Origin of the sequence: Mycobacterium asiaticum (assembly GCF_001673365.1) — a bacterium.
Classification (GTDB): Bacteria; Actinomycetota; Actinomycetes; order Mycobacteriales; family Mycobacteriaceae; genus Mycobacterium; species Mycobacterium asiaticum_A.
The window spans coordinates 1-22,405 of record NZ_LZLS01000168.1; the positions used below are offsets into that span (position 1 = coordinate 1).

At 65.5% G+C, this 22,405-nt stretch carries 13 protein-coding genes and 4 pseudogenes; 9 read left to right on the forward strand and 8 right to left on the reverse strand.

All coding sequences use genetic code 11. The features are described from left to right. Positions 1–415: pseudogene (locus tag A5634_RS18060) on the forward strand (Ku protein); the annotation flags it as partial. A gap of 41 nt (positions 416–456) precedes the next feature. Here the strand turns inward: A5634_RS18060 and A5634_RS27550 are convergent. Both A5634_RS27550 and A5634_RS18065 read right to left on the reverse strand, forming a co-directional pair. Continuing rightward, positions 457–603: pseudogene (locus tag A5634_RS27550) on the reverse strand (Ku protein); the annotation flags it as partial. A gap of 64 nt (positions 604–667) precedes the next feature. Next, complete coding sequence (locus tag A5634_RS18065; RefSeq protein ID WP_065145400.1) at positions 668–1,552, reverse strand: carbohydrate kinase family protein; 885 nt, start codon at positions 1,550–1,552, stop codon at positions 668–670. A gap of 23 nt (positions 1,553–1,575) precedes the next feature. Between A5634_RS18065 and A5634_RS18070 the strand changes: the two genes are divergently transcribed. From A5634_RS18070 to A5634_RS18080, 3 genes are all read left to right on the forward strand, one after another. Then, positions 1,576–3,873 carry an ATP-dependent DNA ligase gene (locus tag A5634_RS18070; protein ID WP_065145401.1) on the forward strand — a complete coding sequence of 766 codons (2,298 nt, stop codon included), beginning with the start codon at positions 1,576–1,578 and terminating at the stop codon, positions 3,871–3,873. Then, a complete protein-coding gene (locus A5634_RS18075) occupies positions 3,870–5,804 on the forward strand; it encodes a fumarylacetoacetate hydrolase family protein (RefSeq protein WP_065145402.1) in 1,935 nt (644 codons plus the stop codon). The genes A5634_RS18070 and A5634_RS18075 overlap by 4 nt, the downstream gene beginning before the upstream one ends. Before the next feature lie 495 nt (positions 5,805–6,299). Next, positions 6,300–7,115: an enoyl-CoA hydratase/isomerase family protein gene (locus A5634_RS18080; RefSeq protein WP_065145426.1), complete on the forward strand. Its 816-nt coding sequence runs from the start codon at positions 6,300–6,302 to the stop codon at positions 7,113–7,115. A gap of 3 nt (positions 7,116–7,118) precedes the next feature. Here A5634_RS18080 and A5634_RS18085 read toward each other — a convergent pair whose 3' ends face one another. The 4 genes from A5634_RS18085 to A5634_RS18100 all read right to left on the reverse strand — a co-directional run bounded on the left by A5634_RS18085 (position 7,119) and on the right by A5634_RS18100 (position 11,254). After that, positions 7,119–7,988, reverse strand: coding sequence for a TIGR03619 family F420-dependent LLM class oxidoreductase (locus tag A5634_RS18085; protein WP_065145403.1), 870 nt, complete (start codon positions 7,986–7,988; stop codon positions 7,119–7,121). 61 nt (positions 7,989–8,049) lie between these two features. Beyond that, positions 8,050–8,814 (reverse strand): STAS domain-containing protein, encoded by a 765-nt coding sequence (locus tag A5634_RS18090; RefSeq protein ID WP_065145404.1) that lies wholly within the window; start codon positions 8,812–8,814, stop codon positions 8,050–8,052. 350 nt (positions 8,815–9,164) lie between these two features. Further along, positions 9,165–10,352 carry a DUF4873 domain-containing protein gene (locus A5634_RS18095; RefSeq protein WP_253861721.1) on the reverse strand — a complete coding sequence of 396 codons (1,188 nt, stop codon included), beginning with the start codon at positions 10,350–10,352 and terminating at the stop codon, positions 9,165–9,167. Continuing rightward, complete coding sequence (locus tag A5634_RS18100; protein ID WP_065145406.1) at positions 10,349–11,254, reverse strand: AurF N-oxygenase family protein; 906 nt, start codon at positions 11,252–11,254, stop codon at positions 10,349–10,351. Before A5634_RS18100 ends, A5634_RS18095 begins: the two co-directional genes overlap by 4 nt. 234 nt (positions 11,255–11,488) lie before the next feature. Here A5634_RS18100 and A5634_RS29985 point away from each other — a divergent pair, with 234 nt between their 5' ends. From A5634_RS29985 to A5634_RS18120, 5 genes and pseudogenes are all read left to right on the forward strand, one after another. Then, the gene (locus A5634_RS29985) at positions 11,489–13,180 is read left to right on the forward strand and encodes a PE family protein (RefSeq protein WP_065145407.1); all 1,692 of its coding nucleotides are present in this window, start codon (positions 11,489–11,491) and stop codon (positions 13,178–13,180) included. A gap of 157 nt (positions 13,181–13,337) precedes the next feature. Beyond that, positions 13,338–13,718 (forward strand): annotated as a pseudogene (locus tag A5634_RS30355) (PE family protein); the annotation flags it as partial. A gap of 593 nt (positions 13,719–14,311) precedes the next feature. Then, a pseudogene (locus tag A5634_RS29580) lies at positions 14,312–14,554 on the forward strand (DNA-formamidopyrimidine glycosylase family protein); the annotation flags it as partial. 153 nt (positions 14,555–14,707) lie between these two features. Beyond that, positions 14,708–15,175 carry a zinc finger domain-containing protein gene (locus A5634_RS29585; RefSeq protein ID WP_253861723.1) on the forward strand — a complete coding sequence of 156 codons (468 nt, stop codon included), beginning with the start codon at positions 14,708–14,710 and terminating at the stop codon, positions 15,173–15,175. A gap of 16 nt (positions 15,176–15,191) precedes the next feature. Continuing rightward, entirely contained in the window at positions 15,192–15,941 is a 750-nt protein-coding gene (locus A5634_RS18120) for an SDR family oxidoreductase (protein ID WP_065145410.1), read from the forward strand. 15 nt (positions 15,942–15,956) lie between these two features. Here the strand turns inward: A5634_RS18120 and A5634_RS18125 are convergent, their stop codons facing one another. Beyond that, complete coding sequence (locus A5634_RS18125; RefSeq protein WP_065145411.1) at positions 15,957–19,157, reverse strand: ATP-binding protein; 3,201 nt, start codon at positions 19,155–19,157, stop codon at positions 15,957–15,959. 70 nt (positions 19,158–19,227) lie between these two features. After that, entirely contained in the window at positions 19,228–22,386 is a 3,159-nt protein-coding gene (locus A5634_RS18130) for an ATP-binding protein (protein WP_065145412.1), read from the reverse strand. Between the last annotated feature and the right edge of the window lie 19 nt (positions 22,387–22,405).

Consider the following 22,405-nt stretch of genomic DNA (forward strand, 5'->3'; position numbering starts at 1 on the left):
TGTCTGCGAGGTGTGCGGCGAGGTCGTCGAATACGCGCATATCGCCCGAGCTTTTGAGTCCGACGACGGGAAGTCGGTGATCATCACCGACGACGACATCGCTACCTTGCCTGAGGAACGCAGCCGCGAGATCGAGGTTTTGGAGTTCGTCCCGGCCAGCGAGGTCGATCCGATGCTGTTCGACCGCAGCTACTTTTTGGAGCCGGACTCAAAATCCTCCAAATCGTATGTGCTGCTGGCCAAGACCCTCGCCGAGACCGACCGGATGGCCATCGTCCACTTTTCGTTGCGTAACAAGACAAGGCTGGCAGCCTTGCGCGTCAAGGATTTCGGCAAACGTGACGTGATGGTGATCCACACATTGCTGTGGCCCGACGAGATTCGCGACCCCGACTTCCCGTCGTCGGACTCAAAAGCTCGGGCGATATGCGCGTATTCGACGACCTCGCCGCACACCTCGCAGACACGCTTGTAGCGGATGCGCCCGTTGTCCTTGTCGTGCACCTGATGGAACTTGATGTCATGGTCCTGGGTGGCGCTATACACCTTGACCGGCACATTGACTAGCCCGAACGCAATCGAGCCTTTCCAGATGGAGCGCATTTTGTCAGTATGCCGCTATTCGCGCGAGCTGGGGGGAACCACCCGCCGGCCGCAGGCCGCCGCGTCAGGGCCCGGCGCGCGCGACAGCCAACGCCGCCGTGGCCGCCGCTACCTCGAGCGCCGCCGTCAACGCGTCGAGTCCGATCTGGCGCAGTGCATTTCGCCGGTCGCCGCCCAACAAACCCAGCTCCCACAACATATCGAGCAGTCCGACCATGAACGCGTCGCCGGCGCCGACGGTATCCACCACCTCGACCGGCTTGGCCGGTACCCGCGTTTCACCGGCGGCGCAGAACGCCAGCGCACCGCGCTCGCCCAGGGTCAGCGCCACGATCGCTGGCCCAGAAGCCAGCCAGCTGCGTGCGGTGTCCTGCGGTGCTCGGTCCGGAACGAGCCAGCGCAGATCCTCCTCGCTGACCTTGACGACGTCGGCGCGCTCGAGGACCTTGTCGACCCGCTCGCGGGCCTGATCGCGATCGACGATCAGCGACGGTCGCACGTTAGGGTCGAAGGTGATGGTGGCCGAGACCCGATAGGCGTCCAGCAGAGCTGCCACCGCCAAGCAACCAGGCTCACGCACGGTGGCGATAGAGCCGGTGTGCACGAATAGTGGCGGCGGGACGGGTGGTGTGCCCGCGAGCTGCCAATCCAGGTCGAACGAATAGGTCGCCGAACCGTCAGGCCCGATGGTCGCCACCGCCGAGGAGGTTCGCCCGGACCCGACGCTGCCCGAAACCAACCGTGCGCCAGAGTCTTTGACGTATTCGACGATGCGGTGACCGGCGGCGTCATCGCCGATGCGCGTCAAGAAGTCGACTTCTCGGCCCAGCCTGGCCAACCCGACGGCGACATTGAGTGGACTGCCGCCGACATGCTCGGCGCTAGTCGGGCCGATCACGATGTCGATGAGGGCCTCGCCGATCACGAGGCCGATCAAGCCCTGCCCCATGCCCGACACGTTACGTTGACACTATGGGTTCGGCACAGCAGCAGCGGGTGAAGCTGACCAACGCCGATAAGGTGCTGTACCCGGCGACGGGGACCACCAAGCGCGACATCTTCGACTACTACACCGGCATCGCCGAAGTGATGGTTGCGCACATCGCCGGGCGGGCCGCTACACGTAAGCGCTGGCCGAACGGTGTCGAGGAACCCGCCTTCTTCGAAAAGCAACTGGCGTCGTCGGCGCCGGCCTGGCTGCCCCGCGCGAGCATCACCCACCGCTCCGGCACCACCACCTACCCGATCATCGATAGCGTCGACGGTTTGGCCTGGATTGCGCAGCAGGCGGCGCTGGAGGTGCACGTACCGCAGTGGCGATTCGTCGCGGAGTGGACGCGAAAGGGCGAGAGTCTCAAGCCTGGCCCCGCGACTCGGTTGGTGTTCGACCTGGACCCGGGCGACGGCGTGACGATGGCCCAACTGGCCGAAGTTGCCCGCGCGGTACGCGACTTGATGGCCGACATCGGGCTGACCACCTACCCGCTGACCAGTGGCAGCAAGGGTGTGCACCTGTATGCGCCGCTCGACGAGCCGGTCAGCAGCCGCGGCGCCACGGTGTTGGCCAAACGCGTTGCACAGCAACTGGAAAAGGCGATGCCGAAGCTGGTCACCTCGGTGATGGCCAAGAACGTGCGGTCGGGCAAGATCTTCTTGGACTGGAGCCAGAACAACGGTGCGAAGACGACCATCGCGCCGTATTCGCTGCGCGGTCGGGAGAATCCAACCGTCGCGGCACCGAGAACGTGGGAGGAACTCGACGATCCCGGTTTACGCCAACTGCGATACGACGAGGTGCTGGCCCGGGTGGCCCGGGACGGAGATTTGCTTGATCCGTTGGACCCGGCTGTCTCGCTGCCCGATCGGCTGAGTAAGTACCGCAGCATGCGGGATGCGTCGAAAACCCCGGAGCCGGTGCCGGCATCGAAACCTGCTGCCGGGGAGGGCAACACATTCGTCATCCAGGAGCACCACGCCCGTCGACTGCATTACGACTTCCGGCTGGAACGCGATGGTGTGCTGGTGTCCTGGGCGGTGCCGAAGAACCTGCCCGAAACCACGTCGGTGAACCATCTGGCGGTGCACACCGAAGACCATCCGCTCGAATACGGAGGTTTCGAGGGCACCATTCCCAAGGGCGAGTACGGCGCGGGGAAGGTGGTCATCTGGGACTCGGGCACCTACGAAGCCGAGAAATTCCGTGACCCCGCAAAGGATTCCGAAAAGGGTTCCGAAAAAGGTGAAGTCATCGTCAACTTACACGGGAACCGAATTTCGGGGCGCTACGCGCTGATTCAGACCAAGGGTGACCAATGGCTGGCGCACCGGATGAAAGACCAGAAGGTCTTCGAGTTCGACGGTCTTTCCCCGATGTTCGCCACCCACGGTTCCGTGGCGGACCTCAAACCGAGTCAGTGGGCGTTCGAGGGCAAGTGGGACGGCTATCGCCTGCTGGTGGATGCCGACCACGGTGCGCTAAGGTTGCGCTCGCGCAGCGGCCGTGACGTCACCGGTGAATATCCGCAATTGCGTTCGCTGGCCGCCGATCTCGCGGACCACCATGTGGTGCTGGACGGGGAAGTGGTTGCCCTCAACGCCGACGGTGTACCGAGCTTCAACGAGATGCAGAATCGGGTCCGAGCCACCCGCATCGAGTTCTGGGCGTTCGACCTGCTTTATCTGGACGGTCGTTCGCTGCTGCGTGCCAAGTATTCCGACCGGCGCAAACTCCTCGAAACTCTTGGCAGTGCGGGTGAACTCATCGTCCCGCCGCTGCTGCCCGGGGACGGGGAGGAGGCGTTGGCCTACTCGCGCCAGCGCGGTTGGGAAGGTGTTGTCGCCAAGAAGCGCGACTCGAGCTATCAGCCGGGCCGGCGGTCGGCATCGTGGATCAAGGACAAGCATTGGAACACCCAGGAAGTCGTGATCGGCGGTTGGCGGGTGGGCGAAGGCGGTCGCAGCAGCGGTATCGGAGCGCTGGTACTGGGGATCCCGGGCCCGGACGGGTTGCAGTTCGCCGGCCGGGTCGGCACCGGATTCACCGACCGTGAGCTGGCTAGCTTGAAGAAGACGCTGGCGCCGCTTCACACCGACGAATCCCCCTTCAGGCCAAAGCTTCCCGCTCGCGAGGCACGAGGGGTGACGTATGTAAAGCCCGTGCTGGTTGGCGAGGTCCGTTACAGCGAATGGACTCCGGACAACCGGTTGCGTCAGTCAAGTTGGCGTGGACTGCGGCCGGACAAGGAACCAAGTGAGGTGGTGCGCGAATGAAGTGGGTTACCTATCGCGACGGTGATGACGAGCGTGTGGGCGTGCTCTCCGGTGACGAGATCTACGCACTGGCCGCTGGGCAAACCCTGCTGGGGCTGATCGATTTCGGACCCGACGTTTTGCGTGCGGCCGGTGAGCAGGCGTTGCGTTCACCGGCGGCTGTGTTGCGCCTGAGTGATGTCTCACTGTCGGCGCCCATCCCGCGGCCGCCGTCCATCCGCGACTCGTTATGCTTTTTGGACCACATGCGCAACTGTCAGGAAGCGACCGGTGGTGGCCGGGTTCTGATGGACACCTGGTACCGCATTCCGGCGTTCTACTTCGCCTGCCCAGCAACGGTATTGGGTCCTTACGATGATGCGCCGATGGCACCGGGAAGTGCCTGGCAGGACTTCGAACTGGAGATCGCCGCCGTAATAGGCACGGCCGGAAAGGATCTCACCGTCGAGCAAGCCGAGCAGGCGATCATCGGGTACATGATCTTCAACGACTGGTCGGCCCGCGATCTGCAGATGCTGGAGGGCCAGCTGCGCATTGGTCAGGCTAAGGGCAAAGACAGCGGCGTCACGCTGGGCCCGTATCTGGTCACCGCCGACGAGCTCGAGTCCCACCGCCGCGACGGCAGGCTGAATCTGCAAGTGACGGCGCTGGTTAACGACACTGTCATCGGCTCGGGCTGCACCGCAGCCATGGACTGGACCTTCGGTGAGGTCATCTCCTACGCGTCGCGCGGGGTAACGCTGCGCCCAGGCGACGTCATCGGTTCCGGCACGGTGCCTACCTGCACGCTGGTCGAGCACCTCGGCAAGGCGGAGTCGTTTCCGGGCTGGCTGCGTGATGGCGACGTGGTGACCCTGCGGGCCGAGGGTCTCGGGGAGACCCGGCAAACGGTCCGGTCCTCGCCAGCCCCCTTTCCCCTTGCGCCGCGGCCGAATCCGACGGCCGTTGCGCCTGTCCGAGAGCGGGTCAACCCGGCGCCGGCGAAGGTGCCGTATACCCGAGGATTGCACGAAGTCGCCGACCGCGTGTGGGCGTGGACGCTGCCGGACGGCGGATACGGTTGGAGCAACGCCGGTCTGGTCGCCGGCGACGGTGCGTCGTTGTTGGTGGACACACTTTTTGACCTGGCGTTGACTCGGGAGATGTTGGACGCGATGCGGCCGATCACCGAGCGCGCGCCGATCACTGACGCACTGATCACCCACTCCAACGGCGACCACACACACGGCAACCAACTGCTCGACGCCGCGGTGCGGATCATTGCCGCCGCCGGCACCGCGGAGGAGATCGCGCACGAAGCAGGAGCGGACCGCTTGGTGGGTATCCAAACCGCGGACCTGGGTCCGGTGGCGACGGCGTTCGCACGAGATCGGTTCGGACACTTCAATTTCAGCGGTATCACGCTGCGCAACGCCGACCAGACATTCGACCGCGATCTGCGCATCGACGTTGGGGGCCGGAGGGTGGACCTGCTGAACCTGGGACCCGCCCACACCGCCGCGGACTCGGTGGTGCATGTTCCCGATGCCGGGGTGCTGTTCGGCGGGGATTTGTTGTTCATCGGATGCACACCGATCGTCTGGTCTGGGCCGATCGCCAACTGGATCGCGGCGTGTGACGCGATGATCGCGCTGGACGCGCCGATCGTCGTACCCGGCCACGGCCCAATCACCGACCCTGATGGAATACGAGCCGTCCGAGGGTATTTCGAGCACATTATCGAGCAGGCCGACGAGGCGCACCGGAAGGGACTGTCGTTGGCAGAGGCGGTCGACGCCGTCGATCTCGGCGAGTATGCGTCCTGGCTGGACTCCGAGCGCGTCGTAGTCAACATGTACCGGCGCTACTGCGAATTGGATCCTGCGACACCGGCACCGGAGTTGCTCGGACTGTTCGTGATGCAGGCCGAATGGCTAGCCAAGCGTCAGTAGCGGTTGCCCGCCGGGGGAGTGCCATGTGTTTTGCCCGGCTTCGAGCGACAATTGGTTGTCGCTGTGAGGCGGGCACGGGCACATGTGTCGCCGGGGATGGTGTCGTGTCGTGTCGTGTCGTGCCGCGCCGAGGCCGGCGTAGTCCTGTTTGCCCGGCTTCGAGCGACAATTGGTTGTCGCTGTGGGGCGGGCACGGGCACATGTGTCGCCGGGGATGGTGTCGTGTCGTGTCGTGCCGCGCCGAGGCCGGGGTAGTCCTGTTTGCCCGGCTTCGAGCGACAATTGGTTGTCGCTGGGAGCCGGGCACGAGCACACATACCTACGGAGACCGCGCCGAGGCCGGGGCAACCCCGCGAATTGCCCGGCTTCGACCGACAAATGGGTTCCGGATCAAAAGTCTTTCGAAGAGTCGCTCAGAGTCGGGCAAACAGACACATGCCCCCGGAAGCGCTGACCGGTGTGAAACAGCCGACTGCATCCGCCTACGGTTCGGATATGGCACCAGACCCCGCAGTCAAACTGGAAACCCTCGAAGACGGCATCGCCTGCATCACCCTCAACCGCCCCAAACTGTTGAACGCCATCGACGGATCGCTGATAAAGGGCGTGGACGAGGCGCTGGACGAGCTGAGCGGAGGCGACTTTCGGGCCGCGATTCTGACCGGAGAAGGGCGCGGCTTTTGCGCCGGAGCCGACCTGAGCGGCACCGGCGAAGCCTGGACCGAGGTCAGGCCCAAGACGCCGGGATTCAAGGTCAGCTACGACGCCCAAGTACGGTTGGCCGATCTGTTCGTCCGGATCTACGAGCTGCCGATCCCGGTCATCGCCGCGGTCAACGGTGTCGCCGTCGGCGGCGGATTGGCCTTTGCGCTACACGCCGACATCCGGATCGCCTCCGAAAGCGCTCGGTTCGGTTCGGTGTTCATCAAAGCGGGCTTCTCGTCGATGGACATGGGCACCAGCTACCTACTGCCGAAAATCGTCGGCGCCGGAACCGCGCGCGAACTCATGCTGACCGGCCGGATCATCGATGCCGCCGAGGCCTATCGGATCAAGCTGGTGCACGAGGTGGTTCCGGCCGAGAACCTGATGACGGCGGCGGTGGACAAGGCCCGTGAGATCGCCGCGAACAACGCTTACGGCGTGTGGCAGACCAAGATTGGCCTCAACGCGGCGCTGGACGCCCCGAGCCTTCGGCATGCCATCGAGATCGAGAACCGCACCCAAATCCTGACCGGCTTTACCAACAATCCGACCGAGGCGGCCATTGCCCACCGCGAGAAGCGAGCTCCAAAGTGGGATCCACTGTGACAGTTAAACTTTCGACATGACCTGGTCGGCGTACTTCTCCAAGAGATGAATCTTCTTCCCTAGCGGATCGGTGTCCGGTCCAATAATGTACGGCCAGCGGAAGCCCACGATGACGTCGGTGACGCCTTTGTCCTCGAGGCGCTTGATGCCGTCGACGGTGTAGGCGTCCGTCGAGATGACGTGGATCTCGAACGGGCCGGGCTTGTTCTCCTCTTCGCGAAACTTCTTAACCCTGGCGATGAGTCGATCCAGTTCGTCCGGCTGACTCCCGCCGCCATGCATCCAGCCGTCCAGCCGCGCGGCTCGCCGCAGCGCGGCGTCGGCGTGGCCGCCCACCAGGATGGGGATCGGCTGGGTAGGCGCCGGGCTCATTTTCGTCTTGGGAATGTCGTAGAACTCGCCGTGAAATTCGAAGTAGTCGCCGGTGGTCAGGCCCTGCACGATCTCGATGCATTCGTCAATTCTCTTGCCCCGCTTAGCAAAAGGCAGGCCCATCAACTCGTAGTCTTCCGGCCAGGGGCTGGTACCTACACCCAAGCCCACCCGGTTGCCGTTAAGCGCGGCCAGCGAACCCACTTGCTTGGCCGTCAGCGCCGGATGCCGCACCGGCAGCTTGAGCACAAAGAAGTTGAATCGCAGCGTGGTGGTCACCGCACTCAATGCCGCTGTCAGAACGAAGGTTTCGATGATCTCTTTGCCATCGAGGAACTCGCGGCTCCCGTCGGGCGTGTACGGATATTTGGAGTCCGATTCGAACGGGTATGCCAAGCTGTCGGCGATGGTCATGCTGTGGTAGCCGGCCGCCTCTGCTGCTTTGGCCAGCGGAATGTAGAACGCCGGATCGGTCAACGACTCCGCATAGCTGAACCGCACGTAATCCCTGCTTTCGTCGAAGGGGGGCTCAACCGAGACTAGCGACGAAGGCAGCGTGGCGTCAGAGCTGGTTTTCCGGCCCGATGACAGCCCAGACCGTTTTGCCCGAGGACGTCGGCGTGCTACCCCACGCGCGCGACAATGCGTCGACGATCGCCAGACCCGAAACGTCGATGCCCTTGGGGGGTGACTGCAACCGCACCGCCGGAGCGCCGCTGGCGTCGGACACCGCGATCGTCGCGGTCTGGCCTTCGCATTCGATCCGCATCACCGGGTCGCTGCCGGTGTGCTCGAGCACGTTTTCGATAAACACGTTGACCACAACTAGCGCCACCGGGATCAGCCCCGGCTTCGACCAATTGGTGAGCCACTCGCGGACGAGCTGACGTGATTCGCGCAGGCTGGTCAGATTGGCGGGCAGCTTCGCGGTCGCGTGCTGCAGCTTGCGGCGCCCCAGCTTGGCGACGGCCTTCACCGCGCCCTTCTCGGTCGGGTAGACCGGCATGAAGCGGGCGACCCCGCTGCGAGTGATGGCTTCGCGGGTTGCCCGGTTCGTCGAGACGAGGACGATCGGGACGTCCGGGCGGGTGTCCAACTGCCAGCGCGCGCTGACGAAAGCCGACCAGGTGGAATCCTCAGGCACCTGCAGCGTGCTGACGTCGATAACCACAGCGGCCGGTACGTCCAGGGTGGCCTTGGTGATGGTGTCGCGCAGCTCGGCGGAATTATTCGCGTCCAAAACACCGTCGGCGGTCAGCATTACCACCGATTCCTCGGTCCGCGAAGCAATGTCCAGCGAACTCGGTGACTTGGCCACCGCGTTCACCGGAGGCACCCAACGAAACCGCCGATGAACAGGCAGGCCAGTTCCACCGTGTCGTCCGGTTCCATGTCCCGCTCCTCGAACTCTGCCCCACCAACTGCTTCAGCCATATGTCTTATTAATGCCGCGTGCATGGCTATCTTCGGACAAACGCCCCAATTTGTGAAAGTGCAACGCGTCACCGGCGCGCCGCGGCACAGCAAAGAACACTGAGTTCTCGCCTGCCGCAGCATGCACCACCAAGGGGGGTTACCCAATTCGCGTGCGCGGTCAACCTTCAAATTGCGGAAAACCCAGCTTAGCGGTAATCCGCTGGGTCCCGATGCACCAATTTTCGGCGGCCGGCCGGCGGTTCAGCCGCTCAGGGCGTACGGGGGCGCGCCGACTCCGGCCACGGAGTGCGTGCCCCAAGGCGTCTGTTCGACGATGCGAGCGGGCGCACTGCGTTGGCCGACAACCAGCGTGCCCACCCGCGCACGTTTCAGCGCGTCGTCCGGCAGGACGTCCAACACCGTCCCCTGCCAGTGGTAGCTGCCGTCCAGCGGGTCGAGGTGTCCGCAAAGCCGGACGCGCACCGGGTGGCGGATGCCGCCGATCTCAAGGGTCGCGGCACCGTCGTAGGTGTCTTCGTAATCAGGCGCGCTGGACGAGAGGTCGAACGCGGCGACGACTGCGCTCGACGGGGGCGGCGCGAGCTGGGCCTTTTCGTTGAAGACCTGCTGGTTGCTACGACGGACCTCGATGCGACGGCTGCCGCTGCGCTGCATCTGGGCGACGCACTCGGCGATATAGCCCGCCTGCGCGCCGGTATCTGGACCGGCAAGAAAAAAGTAGTTGGGGAATCCACGAACGGCCACCCCGAGGAAAGGCTCCATGCCGTCGTACCAGGCTTGGCGCAGGGTCACCCCGCCGGCGCCGGTGAGCGGCGCATCGTCGGCCGCGAAGCCGCCGACCGTGAACCCGGTGCCGTAGATGATGACGTCGAAGGGGTATTCGACACCGTCGGTAGTGCGGATTCCGGTTGACGTGATCGCGTCGATCGGAGCTTTCGCCACCGGTCGCACCGGCGGGGTCCGGCGCAGTAGCCAGCGCTTGGCGCGGGTCGGCCATAGCGCTGCATCGGTAACCACCCGGCGTGGCGGGTGGGCGATGATGGTGACCGATTTCGCCGATTCAACGAGCCGGCTCAGGTGGTGGCCGGCGTGGGAGTCGGTGCCGATGACCGCGATGCGCTTACCGGCTGGATGAAAGTTTGGACTTAACTGTGCGGCAGGAAAGGAATCGCCACGAAAGTCGCTGCGTCCGAACAGGTCTGGAATCCAAGGGACGAAGGCCGATGGGTGGGCGGCGACCACGACACCGGCCCGGACCACCGTGTCGGCGGTCTGCAGTACCCAGCTGTCCGCGTCGTCGTCGAACGCCGAACCGTGCACCTCGTCGAGCATTGCGATGTCGGTGACGCCGGCCGCCTGCAGCGCTGTCTGGACCCTTCGCGCGCGGGTGTCCGCGCCGACGATCGCTACCTCTGTCGCAAGTGTCACAAAAACCTGCTGCGCTTCCAGGCCCGGCGGGCAATTCGGCCCATCAGGCCTATCTCGGTCAAAAACGCTGCCAGCGGGGCGAATCCAGCCATTTGTACTTCGCGGCGGTGCGCGCTGGTGCGTGCGGCACGTCGGGCGCGCTGCGCATCCAAACCGGTGCGGGCATACGGGACCGGGTTGCTGAACAGGTAATTGAAGAAGTACCCACCAATGCCGTTGATGTTGGCCATGAACCAGCGGTTGAACCGGGGCATCTCGGCGACCCGTTTGCGGGCGCCGTCGCGCGCGAACTGAATGTGACGGGCTTCTTCGGTGACGTGAATCCGCATGAGCCGCTGGATGATCGGCTGCAACTCGTCATCGTCCATCATCTGGCGCTGCAGTGAGTCGAAGATCTCCTCACCGATCAGCGCGGCCACCCAAAGCATCGAGCCGCGCTGAAATGCCAGCGGCAGTGCGTTGATGATGTAGCGATGAAAACGCCTCGGCTGCACCGGTTTTGCGCCCACCCGCTCGATTGCTTTGCCGAACATAACCATGTGGCGGGTCTCGTCGCCGAGCTCCGTCAATTTGTAATGCGTGGACCGACTGGTGGGATCTTCATGCAGGATGGTCCGCAGCAACGACTGGTTGAGCATGTTCTCAAACCAGATCCCGGCCGAGAGCGTGTTCACGAGTTCGTGCCGGGACAATTCGATCTGCTGCTCGCGGGTCATCTCGTCCCACATCGGGGTGCCGTAAAGCGACACCAGTCGTGGCGGCAGAAAGAACTTGTCCGGGTCCAGTGGGGCGTCCCAGTCGATGTCGACGACAGGTTCGTAGGACTTTTTCACCGAGCCCTTGAGCAGGCGTTCAGAGAACTCTTCACGACTCGGTCCACTCGGGCGCACCGCGGTAGTCATCGTTGACGTCCCTTCGATCGGGTACCTCCGACGTTAGGCAGATCACATCATTTAGTCAATACCCTTGGTACCGGGTACCGACGGTCTCGAATAGATATCGGTCGCTGCCCACTGTTGGTGGATACGGAGTTCTGGGGCTTTATTGCACACTCGTCAGCAAATCTGAGAGCATATGCTCCGATGTGCTTTGAAGGCCGAGCCACTGCCTGAGGGAGTCCGTCGCAGGAGGTCGTGATGTCGTGGGTGTTCGCAGCGCCACAGTTCGTGACAGCGGCTGCGAACGACCTGGCCGACATCGCCTCGACCGTCAGCGCGGCCAACTTGGCGGCAGCGTTCCCAACCTCGGACTTATTGGCCGCCGGTGCCGATGAAATCTCCGTGGCCATCGCGGCTTTGTTCGGCGCCCATGCCCAGGCCTACCAGGCGCTCAGCGTCGACGCTGCAGCGTGCCACCAGCAGTTTGTCCAGCTGATGAACGGGGCTGCGGCGCAATACGCCACCGCGGAAGCCGGCAACATCAATCCCCTGCAAGCGCTCGCGGCCGCCGATCCCTTCGTCGCCCTCACCGGTCGACCGTTGATCGGCAACGGGGCCGACGCGACGATACCGGGCGGCAATGGCGGTGACGGCGGGTGGATTTTCGGCAACGGCGGCAACGGTGCGGCCGGTGCCCCGGGGCAGAACGGCGGCAGTGGCGGGTCGGCCGGCCTGTTCGGCAACGGCGGCAGTGGTGGCGTCGGAGGGGCCGGTGTGGCCGCGACTGGAGCCGGCCAATCGGGTGGCAGCGCCGGCAACGGCGGCAGCGGCGGCGCCGGTGGCTGGATCTGGGGCGCCGGCGGTAACGGCGCCATGGGTGGGCTGGGTGCCAACGCGACGATCCCGTCCGGTGCCCAGGCCGTGGGCCAAAACGGCGGTAGCGGTGGCAATGGCGGCTTTGGCGGCCGCGGTGGCTTGCTGTTCGGCGACGGCGGAACGGGAGGCGGCGGCGGCGCGGGCGGGCAGGGCACCAGCAGCATCGGGTCCAACCCGGGGTTCGGTCAACAAGGTGCCGGTGGTTTCGGCGGCAGCGGCGGCGACGGTGGCCAGGCAGGCTGGCTGTTCGGTAACGGGGGCACCGGTGGCAACAGTGGCGACGGCGGCGGCTACATCAACCAGCCAGCCTACGGTGGCGCCGATGGCGGTTCCTCCGGCACCGGCGGCGCTGGAGGTAACGCCGGATTGTTCGGCCACGGCGGGGCGGGCGGTCACGGCGGCCGCGGCGGCAACGCATTGTCCGGGACCAACAGCGGCGGCGACGGCGGCGGCGGCGGCTGGGGTGGCGAGGGTGGAACCGGCGGGCTCATCTGGGGCGACGGCGGAATCGGCGGCAACGGAGGAACCGGCGGAACGGGGGGCAACATGACCGCGAGCGCCTTCGTGCTGAACACATCGGGCAACGGCGGCGCCGGCGGTTGGGGAGGCTCGGGCGGCGAATCAGGCATGTTCGGCAATGGTGGCGCCGGCGGCACCGGCGGTAACGGCAGTGCCGCCGGTCAAGGCACCGTGCAGCAGCCCAACGTGCACACGGTCTACGGCTACGCCGGCCAGGGCGGCAGCGGTGGTCTGGGCGCCGACGCCAAACTGTTCGGCAATGGCGGAAACGGCGGACAGGCGGGCAACGCTGCCTTCAGCGCGGACCCGGCGTCTCGCCTTGCGGCCGGCATGGGTGGCCGGGGTGGCAACGCCGGCGTCGTGTTCGGCAACGGAGGCCACGGTGGCAACGGCGGTTTGAACGGCGTATTCGGCGGCGATGGCGGAGCAGGCGGCAGCGCCACCTTCATCGGAAACGGCGGCGACGGCGGTAACGCGTACGGCGGCGGCGAGCGCGGCGAGGGCGGCGACGGCGGAATTCTCGGCCAAGCCGGTAGTCCTGGCGGCAGTTTTTAAGTAGGTTTTCCGCACAGCTTCATGCTCGGGCGGAGCGAACCGGACAAAAACGTGTGCTCCGCGCACCCATTGCCGCGATACGATTCAACTTCTCGTGCTAAACACGTGGCTAGTAGCGCGTTGAGTTGGTCGGGTCGGTCGGGAAGTGGGTTACTCAATGTCGTATGTGTTCGCCAGACCAGAGTGGGTTGCTGCGGCGGCCACGGATTTGGCGAGCATTGGTTCCACCATTAACGCCGCCAGCGCCGCGGCGGCGATGCCCACTGCCGCTGTAATGGCCGCCGGTGCCGACGATGTCTCGGCTGCGATCGCCGCGTTGTTCGGTGCGCATGCGCAGGCCTACCAGCAGCTCAGCGCGCAGGCGGCGCAATTTCACCAGCAGTTTGTCCAGCTCATGACGGCTGGTGCCGCCCAGTACGCGGGCGCGGAAGCCGCGAATGCGACCCCGATGCAGCAAGGTGCGACCTACTCCACCGACCCGGGCCAGGGCGCAGCGGCGGCCGCACGGTCGGGGCACGACGGCGGGAGCCACGTCGCCGGCGCGGTGAACGCCGTCGGCCGCGGTGGACCACCGGTCGCGGACCGCGCCGCACCGCTTTCGCCTGCGGCCGGCGGATCTGCGGGACTCGTCGCCGGGAACAGCGGCGTCGTAGCGAGCAGCGCCGGGTCTCACGTCGACGTTGCGGCAGTCGGTGACGTCACGGCCGGTGAAGCCGGCGGTGCGGGGGCATTCGCTCCGGGTTTCATCGGCGGCAACGGTGCGCTGCTTAACGGGCAGCCAGCCGTTTCGCCTGCCGCTGCGGCCACCAAAAGCGAAACCAACGCGCACACTCCCGCGCCGGTGCAGCACGTCGAAGTCGAAGATGCTGAGGGCAGCGGCTGGCTCCACGGTGACCGCGCACCGGTGTTGGGGCGCGCCCTTGACACCGGAGACAGCTTCTTCGCCCCCGCCGCACGAGACTTCGGGCCGGGGTCGTTCGGCCCCAGCGGCGCCGGGGCCGGCGGCGTTCTGGGGCAACCGGGTATTGCTGCACCGGCCGACTAGGTCGTAACAACCCATCGTCAGATGACGCGGCGCGCGCGCCGGGGTAACCCGAGGCCTTATCGTCCCACCTCGGGCACACTGGACGGGTGCCCGAACTCCCCGAGATCGAAGCGCTGGCCGACCACTTGCGGCGCCATGCCGTCGGCCGGACGGTCGGTCGGGTCGACGTCGCCGCATTGAGCGTGCTCAAGACATTCGATCCGCCGATCAACGCGCTGCACGGCCACGCCGTCGCGGGGGCCGCCCGGTGGGGCAAGTATCTGGGTCTCCAGGCGGGGGAGTTGTGGCTGATCACCCACCTGTCCCGGGCGGGCTGGTTGCGTTGGTCCGACAAGCTGGCCGGCGCGCCGCTGCGCCCGGGTAAGGGGCCGATCGCGCTGCGCGTTCACCTGGGCACTCCGGGGGAGGCACCAGGCTTCGATCTCACCGAGGCCGGCACGCAGAAACGGCTGGCGGTGTGGCTGGTTGCTGACCCGCAGCAGATCCCGCAGATCGCCTCGCTGGGGCCAGACGCGCTCGAACTGGGCCCCGACGACTTGGCTCGGATACTCGCCGGCAATACGGGCCGGATCAAAACCGTCAGCACCGACCAGAAGGTGATCGCCGGCATCGGTAACGCCTACAGTGACGAGATTTTGCACGTGGCAAAGATCTCGCCGTTCGCCACCGCTGCGAAGTTGACCGGCGAACAGATTGCGGTTCTGCACGACGCGATGATCTCCGTCCTGACCGACGCGGTGAGCCGATCCGTTGGTCAGGGCGCCGCAACACTCAAAGGCGAGAAGCGCTCCGGACTGCGCGTCCACGCCCGCACCGGACTGCCGTGCCCGGTCTGCGGGGACACCGTGCGCGAAGTGTCGTTCGCCGACAAGTCTTTTCAATACTGTCCGACCTGCCAAACCGGCGGCAAAGTGCTGGCCGACCGGCGCATGTCGCGGCTGCTCAAGTAGTCGATATGCTGCCCAGGTGACTCGCCAGAAAATTCTCATCACCGGAGCCAGTTCCGGCCTGGGCGCCGGCATGGCCCGTGCGTTTGCCGCCAAGGGCCGCGACCTGGCCTTGTGCGCCCGCCGCACCGACCGTCTGGACGAACTGAAAGCCGAACTGTCGCAACAGCATCCGTCGATCAAGATCGCAGTGGCGGCGTTGGACGTCAACGACCACGAGCAAGTGCCGAAGGTGTTCGCCGAGTTGAGCGACGAGTTGGGTGGTATCGACCGCGTCATCGTCAATGCGGGCATCGGCAAGGGCGCCAAGCTGGGCTCTGGGAAATTGTGGGCGAACAAGGCGACCCTCGAGACGAACCTGATCGCGGCATTGGTGCAGATCGAGACCGCCTTGGAGATGTTCAACAAGAACGGCTCCGGTCACCTGGTGCTGATCTCGTCCGTGCTGGGCAACAAGGGTGTGCCGGGTGTCAAAGCCTCTTACGCCGCAAGTAAAGCCGGGTTGAGCTCGTTGGGCGAATCGCTGCGCGCCGAGTACGGCAAGGGGCCGATCAAGGTTTCCACCATCGAGCCCGGTTACATCGAGTCGGAGATGACGGCGAAGTCGAACAGCACAATGCTGATGGTGGACAACGAAACTGGCGTCAAGGCGCTCGTCGACGCCATCGAACGGGAGCCCGGTCGCGCCGCGGTGCCGTGGTGGCCGTGGGCCCCGCTGGTTCAGCTGATGCGGGTGCTGCCGCCGCCTTTGACGAAGCGGTTCGCCTAGGGGTTCTCGGCACCCTCACGGCATCAGCTCAGCCCACGCGATGTGGCCTTCGAAACCCAGTGCTGTCGCCATGTCGCGGTAGCGATCCCGCAGCTCGACGTACGCACTAACATCACCGCGCGCCTGTGCCACCAGTCCGCGCCACCGCAGCAGGTGGACCTCTCGCGATACCAGACCCGGGTCGCCCGGCGCGGCCGCCAATCTGTCGATTGCGGCGACCGCTTCGGCGATGTCGTCTTCGCTGGCCGGTCCCGGCCGCGCGGCCAGGACCGTCTCCACCAATGCGCCGGTAGCCGTACCGCAATGCCCAAACTGCCCGGCGCGAAACAACTCATCGACTGCCGAACGCAATCGCGGTAGCGCGGCCTCGCGGTCGCCGCGCTTGGCCGATTCCCATGCGGCCCACACGTCGGCGACGGGTAGGTCCGAGGGGTAGTACTGGTCGTGCGAGCACATCTCATGGACTTCCGCCAGCAGCTTAAGACCTCGGTCGCGATCTGCCGGAGAATCCCTGTGTATCAACGCGATACCGGCGGTCAGCCGGGCTAGGCCAACCGCCCGGTCGTCACTCGAGCGCTCGGCGATGTGCAGCGCCTCGTCGATTTCCTGCAGGGCACCGTCGTCGGCTCGCAGGATTCCATTGGGTATCGCGCCGAGGTACTTGTACGTGACGACCATGGCATGCGACCACGGTTCGGTTCCGCGCGCCGTTGCGATGGCCTCGTCGAGATCAGTGCGCCACCCGGCCCGGCCCAACGCCCATCGGGCGGTGCCGCGAGTTGCCAGGGCCACCGCCAGCGGCGAACCGACAATGGCGTTGCCGCGGGCCGGGTCGCCCTGAGCCAACTCGATGACATTCTGCGACCAGGCCAGCACGGTGCGCATCTCAGCGGACTGGATCTTCGTGGCGATCGCTCCCAGCGACAGTCCGACCGTCAGCGTCGGATCGCCGATAGATTCGATCAGCTCTATGTGTTCAGAGGCCAGTCGCGATGCCGTGCGTACCCGACCGTAAACGAAGTGCTCCATCACCAGTCCCGCCATGCCGATAGCCAGCGACGTCTGGTCCCCGGTGGCCAAGCACAACTCCCGCAGCTCTTCGAAGCAGGTCTCGACTTCCAGATGGGCTCGGAAACCGTTGGCACACAGCAGAGTACGTGGAGCGATACGCATCGCGTCACGGTCTGGGATGTCGCTGGGCAGAGCGTCGGCGATTCGGCGCGCACGTTCCCAACTCCGACAGGCCGCAGCCTTGTCTCGCGCTGTTGCCCACTCGCCGGCGCGTAGGTGCCAGACGTAGGCTTCGCGCACGTCTCCGGCGGCTTCGCAATGCTCGGCGATCAATGCGGAGTTCTCGCCGATCGGTCCGGACATCAAGCTCTCGACCGCCGCGGCCAGGCGACGGTGCATCCCGGCGCGGTCTGCTTTGAGCTGGGATTCGTAAGCCACCGTGCGGACCAGCGGGTGATGGAACGCGTACTGCGCTCCCGAACCGGACTCGACCCGTTCGATCAACTCCGCGTTGAGCAGGCTGCGCGGGACCGCTTCGACGCCCAGTACAGCCAGCAGATCGGCGTCAAAGCGTGACCCGATCACTGCCGCGGCGCACAATGCGCGCTTCGCCCCCGGTTCCAGTCGGTCGATGCGGGCGGCGATGGCGGCCTGAAGTGTGGCCGGCACGGTGACGTCGCCGACGTCGGTGCCGCAGGTGTGTGCCCCTCGGTCACCGCGAAGCACACCCCGTTCGGCCAGATCTCGCACCATCTCCTCGGCAAAGAAAGGATTGCCCGCCGCCCGAGCGCCGATTGCTCCGGTCAGCGCGGCGACGGTGGGGTCGGAACCGAGCAGCTCGCCAATCAGCGTCGAAGACTCCGTATCATCCAGCGGCCCAAGGGAAATCGTCTTTGCACCGGTGACAGCTGCCAGCTCGCCGCGATACTCGGGACGAAAGGTGATCAGCACCAGTGAGGGCACCTGCGGGATCACCGTAAGAATTTCGGCCAGCATCGATTCGCTGGCATCGTCGATCCAGTGCGCGTCCTCGATCACCCAGACCACCGGCCTTCCCCGCGCGCGGGAGGCGGCATTGACCAGCGCCGTCAATCGCCGACGACGCGCATCCGGGGCGATGTCGGGTAGCGATTTCGAGTGATCCCGGATGCCCAACAGGTCTTCGAGTAGCGCAAGGTCTTCGGTGTCGGCATCGATATCGGCACTGGCGTAGCGGTCGCGCAGCCGGGTGCGGTCCGCGTCCGCGTCCAGGCCCGTCAGACGCGCTTCGGCGCGCAACAACCGCGCCACGACATAGAACGGGATCTGGTTGGTGTGCGATTCGCAGAACGCCGAGACGATCTCGATGCGCTGGGCGTCGGCCATCGCACAGACTTCGCGCACCAGACGACTCTTGCCGATGCCCGCGGGGCCCATCAGCGTGACCACCCCACCGTTGCCGTCGATCGCGCGTTGCAGCAGTGCGGCGGCGGCAGCCATTTCTGACTGCCGGCCAACGAGATTCGGTTCTAACGCGACGGCCCGCTGCCGTTCCGCCACAGCTAGCAACCGCCGGGCTCCTACCGGTTGATCGCTACCCTTGATGCGGACAAGTTCCGGGTCACCGAGCACCACCGCGTGTTCGACCAGTCTGGACGTGGACTCGCTGAGCATTACCCCGCCCGGCGGCGCGGCCGACTCCATCCGTTGAGCCATCCCCACTTGCTCTCCGACAGCCGTGTAACCCAAAGCACCTGAACCGATCTCGCCGGCTACGACTTGACCCGAGTTGAGCCCCACCCGCAGCTGCAGATCGATAGCGTCGCGGTGCTTGAACTCCGGCGCCAACCCAACCGCTACCTCCTGCAGGTCCAAACCCGCCAGACAGGCACGAAAAGCATGGTCCTCCAAGGCGACCGGGGCCCCGAATACCGCCATGATCCCGTCGCCGGTGAACTTGTCCACCGTGCCGCCGTAGCGCCGCACCACCGCCGCGCAACGATCGGCCAGTGCGGCCATGATCTCGCGAAGCCGTTCGGCGCCAACGGATGCCGCGATGTCCATGGAGTGAACGACGTCGGCGAACAACACCGTGACCTGCTTGTACTCGGCCCGGATAGGGGCCGAGCCAGGGGCGCCGCTGACCGGCGAACCGCACCCGTGGCAAAACCGGGCCCGCTCGAGGAGTTCGGTGCCACACGCCGGGCATGCCGCTATCGCACTCATTCGGCCCTCGCTGGCTCGCCGAGAAGACCTGAGCGAGATGACTTTTCGGCTCGCGAATCTGCAGTCGCCGTCATGGCAGCGCCTCGGCACACGCGATATGCCCTTGGAAACCCAGCGTTCTCGCCGCGTCCCGGTACCGGTCTCTATAGCTTCGATACTCGGTCTCATCTTCAAGAGCCCTGGCCAACAGGGCGCGCAAATGCAACAACGAGACCTCGCCGAGCGTCTGGCCACCCGCGCGCGAGGCGGCAAATCGGTCAATCGCGGCGCGGGCTTGCGCCACATCGGCCTCGGTGGCGCGGGACAGCAGGACCTGCACCAGCGCCCGGGTAGCCACCAGGAAAGCGGGATGTCCAGTGTCGCTGAGTTCATCTGCGGCCGTTTGCAGCCGCGGTATCGCGGCCGCGCGATCCCCGCGCTGGGCCAGCTGCAGTGCGAGGTACACGTCGATTTCGGGAACCGTGGTCATCAGGAAGCGCTGTTGCAGGCACATGTCCCGTACCTGAGCCAATAGCTGCACCCAGCGCTCAGAATCCGGTTCGGCGCGATGCATCAGAGCGACGCCGAGAGCGAACCGACAACCGCCCAGCCCGATATCGTCTGCCGAGCGTTCGGCTATCGCCAGCGCCTCCTCGACCTCGGCCAGCAGGTCGTCGTCCGGGATAAGCACCCCCGCCGAGATCGCCGAGGAGCACGCGATGGCGACCACGGCCGCACGTTGCATCGGGCCGGTGCCGCGGGACAGGTCGATCGCTCGGTCGAAGTCCGCGCGCCACCCGTCGAGGCCGGCGCTGAAGCGGCCGAGGCCACGCGACACCAACACCGCCGCCAACGCCGAAGCCATGCCGGAAGTAGCTATCGCAGGGTCCTTTTCGAGAAAGTCGATCGTCGCTTGAGCCCAGGGCAGCGCATCGATTATCTCACCAGTCTCGAATTTGATGTAGAGCGCGGCGGGGGTCAGTCGCGCAGTGAGAATCGGATCACCAATCGATTCAAGGAGATTCATGTACTCCGACACCAAGCGCGACGCCTCGCGGGCGCGGGCGTGCATCAAGTGGTCCATCGCCAACCCGGCCATGGCCATCACCAGTGAGGCTTCGTCGTCGCAAAGAGCGCATAGTTTCTGCAGCTGCTCGAACTCCTCTGACATGCTCGCATTGACGCGCCAGGCGCTGCCACACAACAGCGTGCGGGGCGCGATACCCGTCGCGCTGTGGCTGGGATCGGCGGCCGTCAGCGCGTCGGCGACATGTCGGGCACGACCCCAGCTCAGCCGTGCGGCGCGGATATCGCGGTGATCCGACCATTGTCCTGCCCGCATATGCCAGGTGTAGGCGTTGCTCAGGTCGCCCGCGGCCTCCAAGTGCTCGGCGATAAGCGCCGCGTTGGCGTCGGCGGCGCTGGGGTCGCGCTGCTGGATCGCTTCGGCGATGCGCCGGTGCAGTCGCGCACGGTCGGATTTGAGCTGTGATTCGTATGCCACCGCACGGATCAGTGGATGACGGAACGCGTATTCGACTCGTTGCGTCAGGCTCAGCGCTTCGATGAATTCACCCTTGATCAGAGCGGGTAAGTCGGCGTCCTCGACCAGGGCACTGAGCATTTCGGTGCCGAACCGCGCCCCGATGACCGCGGCGGCGGTCAACGTGTGTTTGGCCGTTGGACCCAGACGGTCGATGCGCGCGCCGATGGTTGCCTGTAGCGTGCCCGGCACCGTGATTTCGGACGGATTGTGGTGCAGTTGGTAGTCGCCCGGCTTGCCCTGCAGCATCCCTCTTTCGGCTAGGTCGCGCGCCATTTCCTCGGCGAAAAACGGGTTACCGGACGCGCGTTCGCAGATGAGCGCGGTGATGCCGGCGACGGAAGGATCCGTGCCCAATAGTTCACCCAACAGTTGGGTTGCCTGCGAATCATCAAGGGGTGCAAGGGTAATCGAGAGGTCGTCGAAACCACCTGCCAGCAGCCCCCGATACTCGCTTCGATACGTGATCAACACGGTGGACGATGTTTTCGGAATGAGCGTAAGCAAGTCGGCCAACAACGATTCGCTGACCTCGTCGATCCAGTGGGCGTCTTCGATGACGTAGAGGGCCGGTCCGCGCGCCATTGACAGCGTGGTGATCAACGAACTGAACCGTCGTCGCCGCGCGTCGGGATCGATGTTTGGCAGTGCCACATCCGGGTCACGAACGCCGATCACGTCGTAGAGCAGGATCAGGTCGTCTTCGTCGACATCGGGAACGAGCGCCCGCACCTTGGCTCTGGCGGCCGCGTCGTCGAGATGATCCACCCCGGCGAGGGCGCCCAATAGCTGTGCCACCGCATGAAACGGAACATCACGGGCGTGTGACTCGCAGAACGTGGTGACGACGTCGACGCCACGGCTGTGCGCGAGCGCCGCCACCTCGCGAACGAGGCGCGACTTACCGATGCCGGCCGGTCCGACAACACTCGCCACGCCTGCATGACCGGCGATCGAAGTCTCCAAAAGTGCTTTGAGGGACTGCAATTCGTGCGACCGACCGATCAGTCCGGTATCGGCCCGGCCTGTCGGCCAGTGTTGCACCGACATCCCCAGCAGTCGGTAGGCGATGACGGGTTGGGGGGCGCCTTTGATGCGGACGGACTCCGAAGCACCCAGGACGGCACAGTGCTCGACCAGATGAGCGGTGCTCGCGCTGAGCATCACACCGCCGGCCGGAGCGACCGACTCCATGCGCTGGGCCATTCCCACTTGCTCACCAATGGCCGTGTACCCCAACGAACCAGCGCCGATTTCACCGGCAATCACCTGACCGGAGTTCAGCCCAACCCGCAGTCGCAGGTCCACGTCGTCGCGGTCCTGGACGGAGGCGGCGAGCTCTTTTGCCGCATCCTGGACATCCATGGCGGCCAGGCCGGCACGAACCGCATGGTCCTCCAACGCCACCGGCGCACCGAACACCGCCATGATCCCGTCGCCGGTGAACTTGTCGACCGTTCCGCCGTAGCGCTGGACCACTGCGGCGCAACGTCCGACGAGTTCGGCCATGATCTCGCGCAACCGCTCGGCACCCACCGCCGCCGCGATGTCCATGGAGTGAACCACGTCGGCAAACAGCACGGTGACCTGCTTGTATTCTGCGCGGGCAGCGCTGACTGGGCTGACGGGTGCGCCGCAACTGTGGCAAAACCGCGCATTCTCCAGCGGAGCGGTGCCGCACGTCCGGCATCCCGACACGGTCGTCATCCGGCCCTCCGCTTATCCG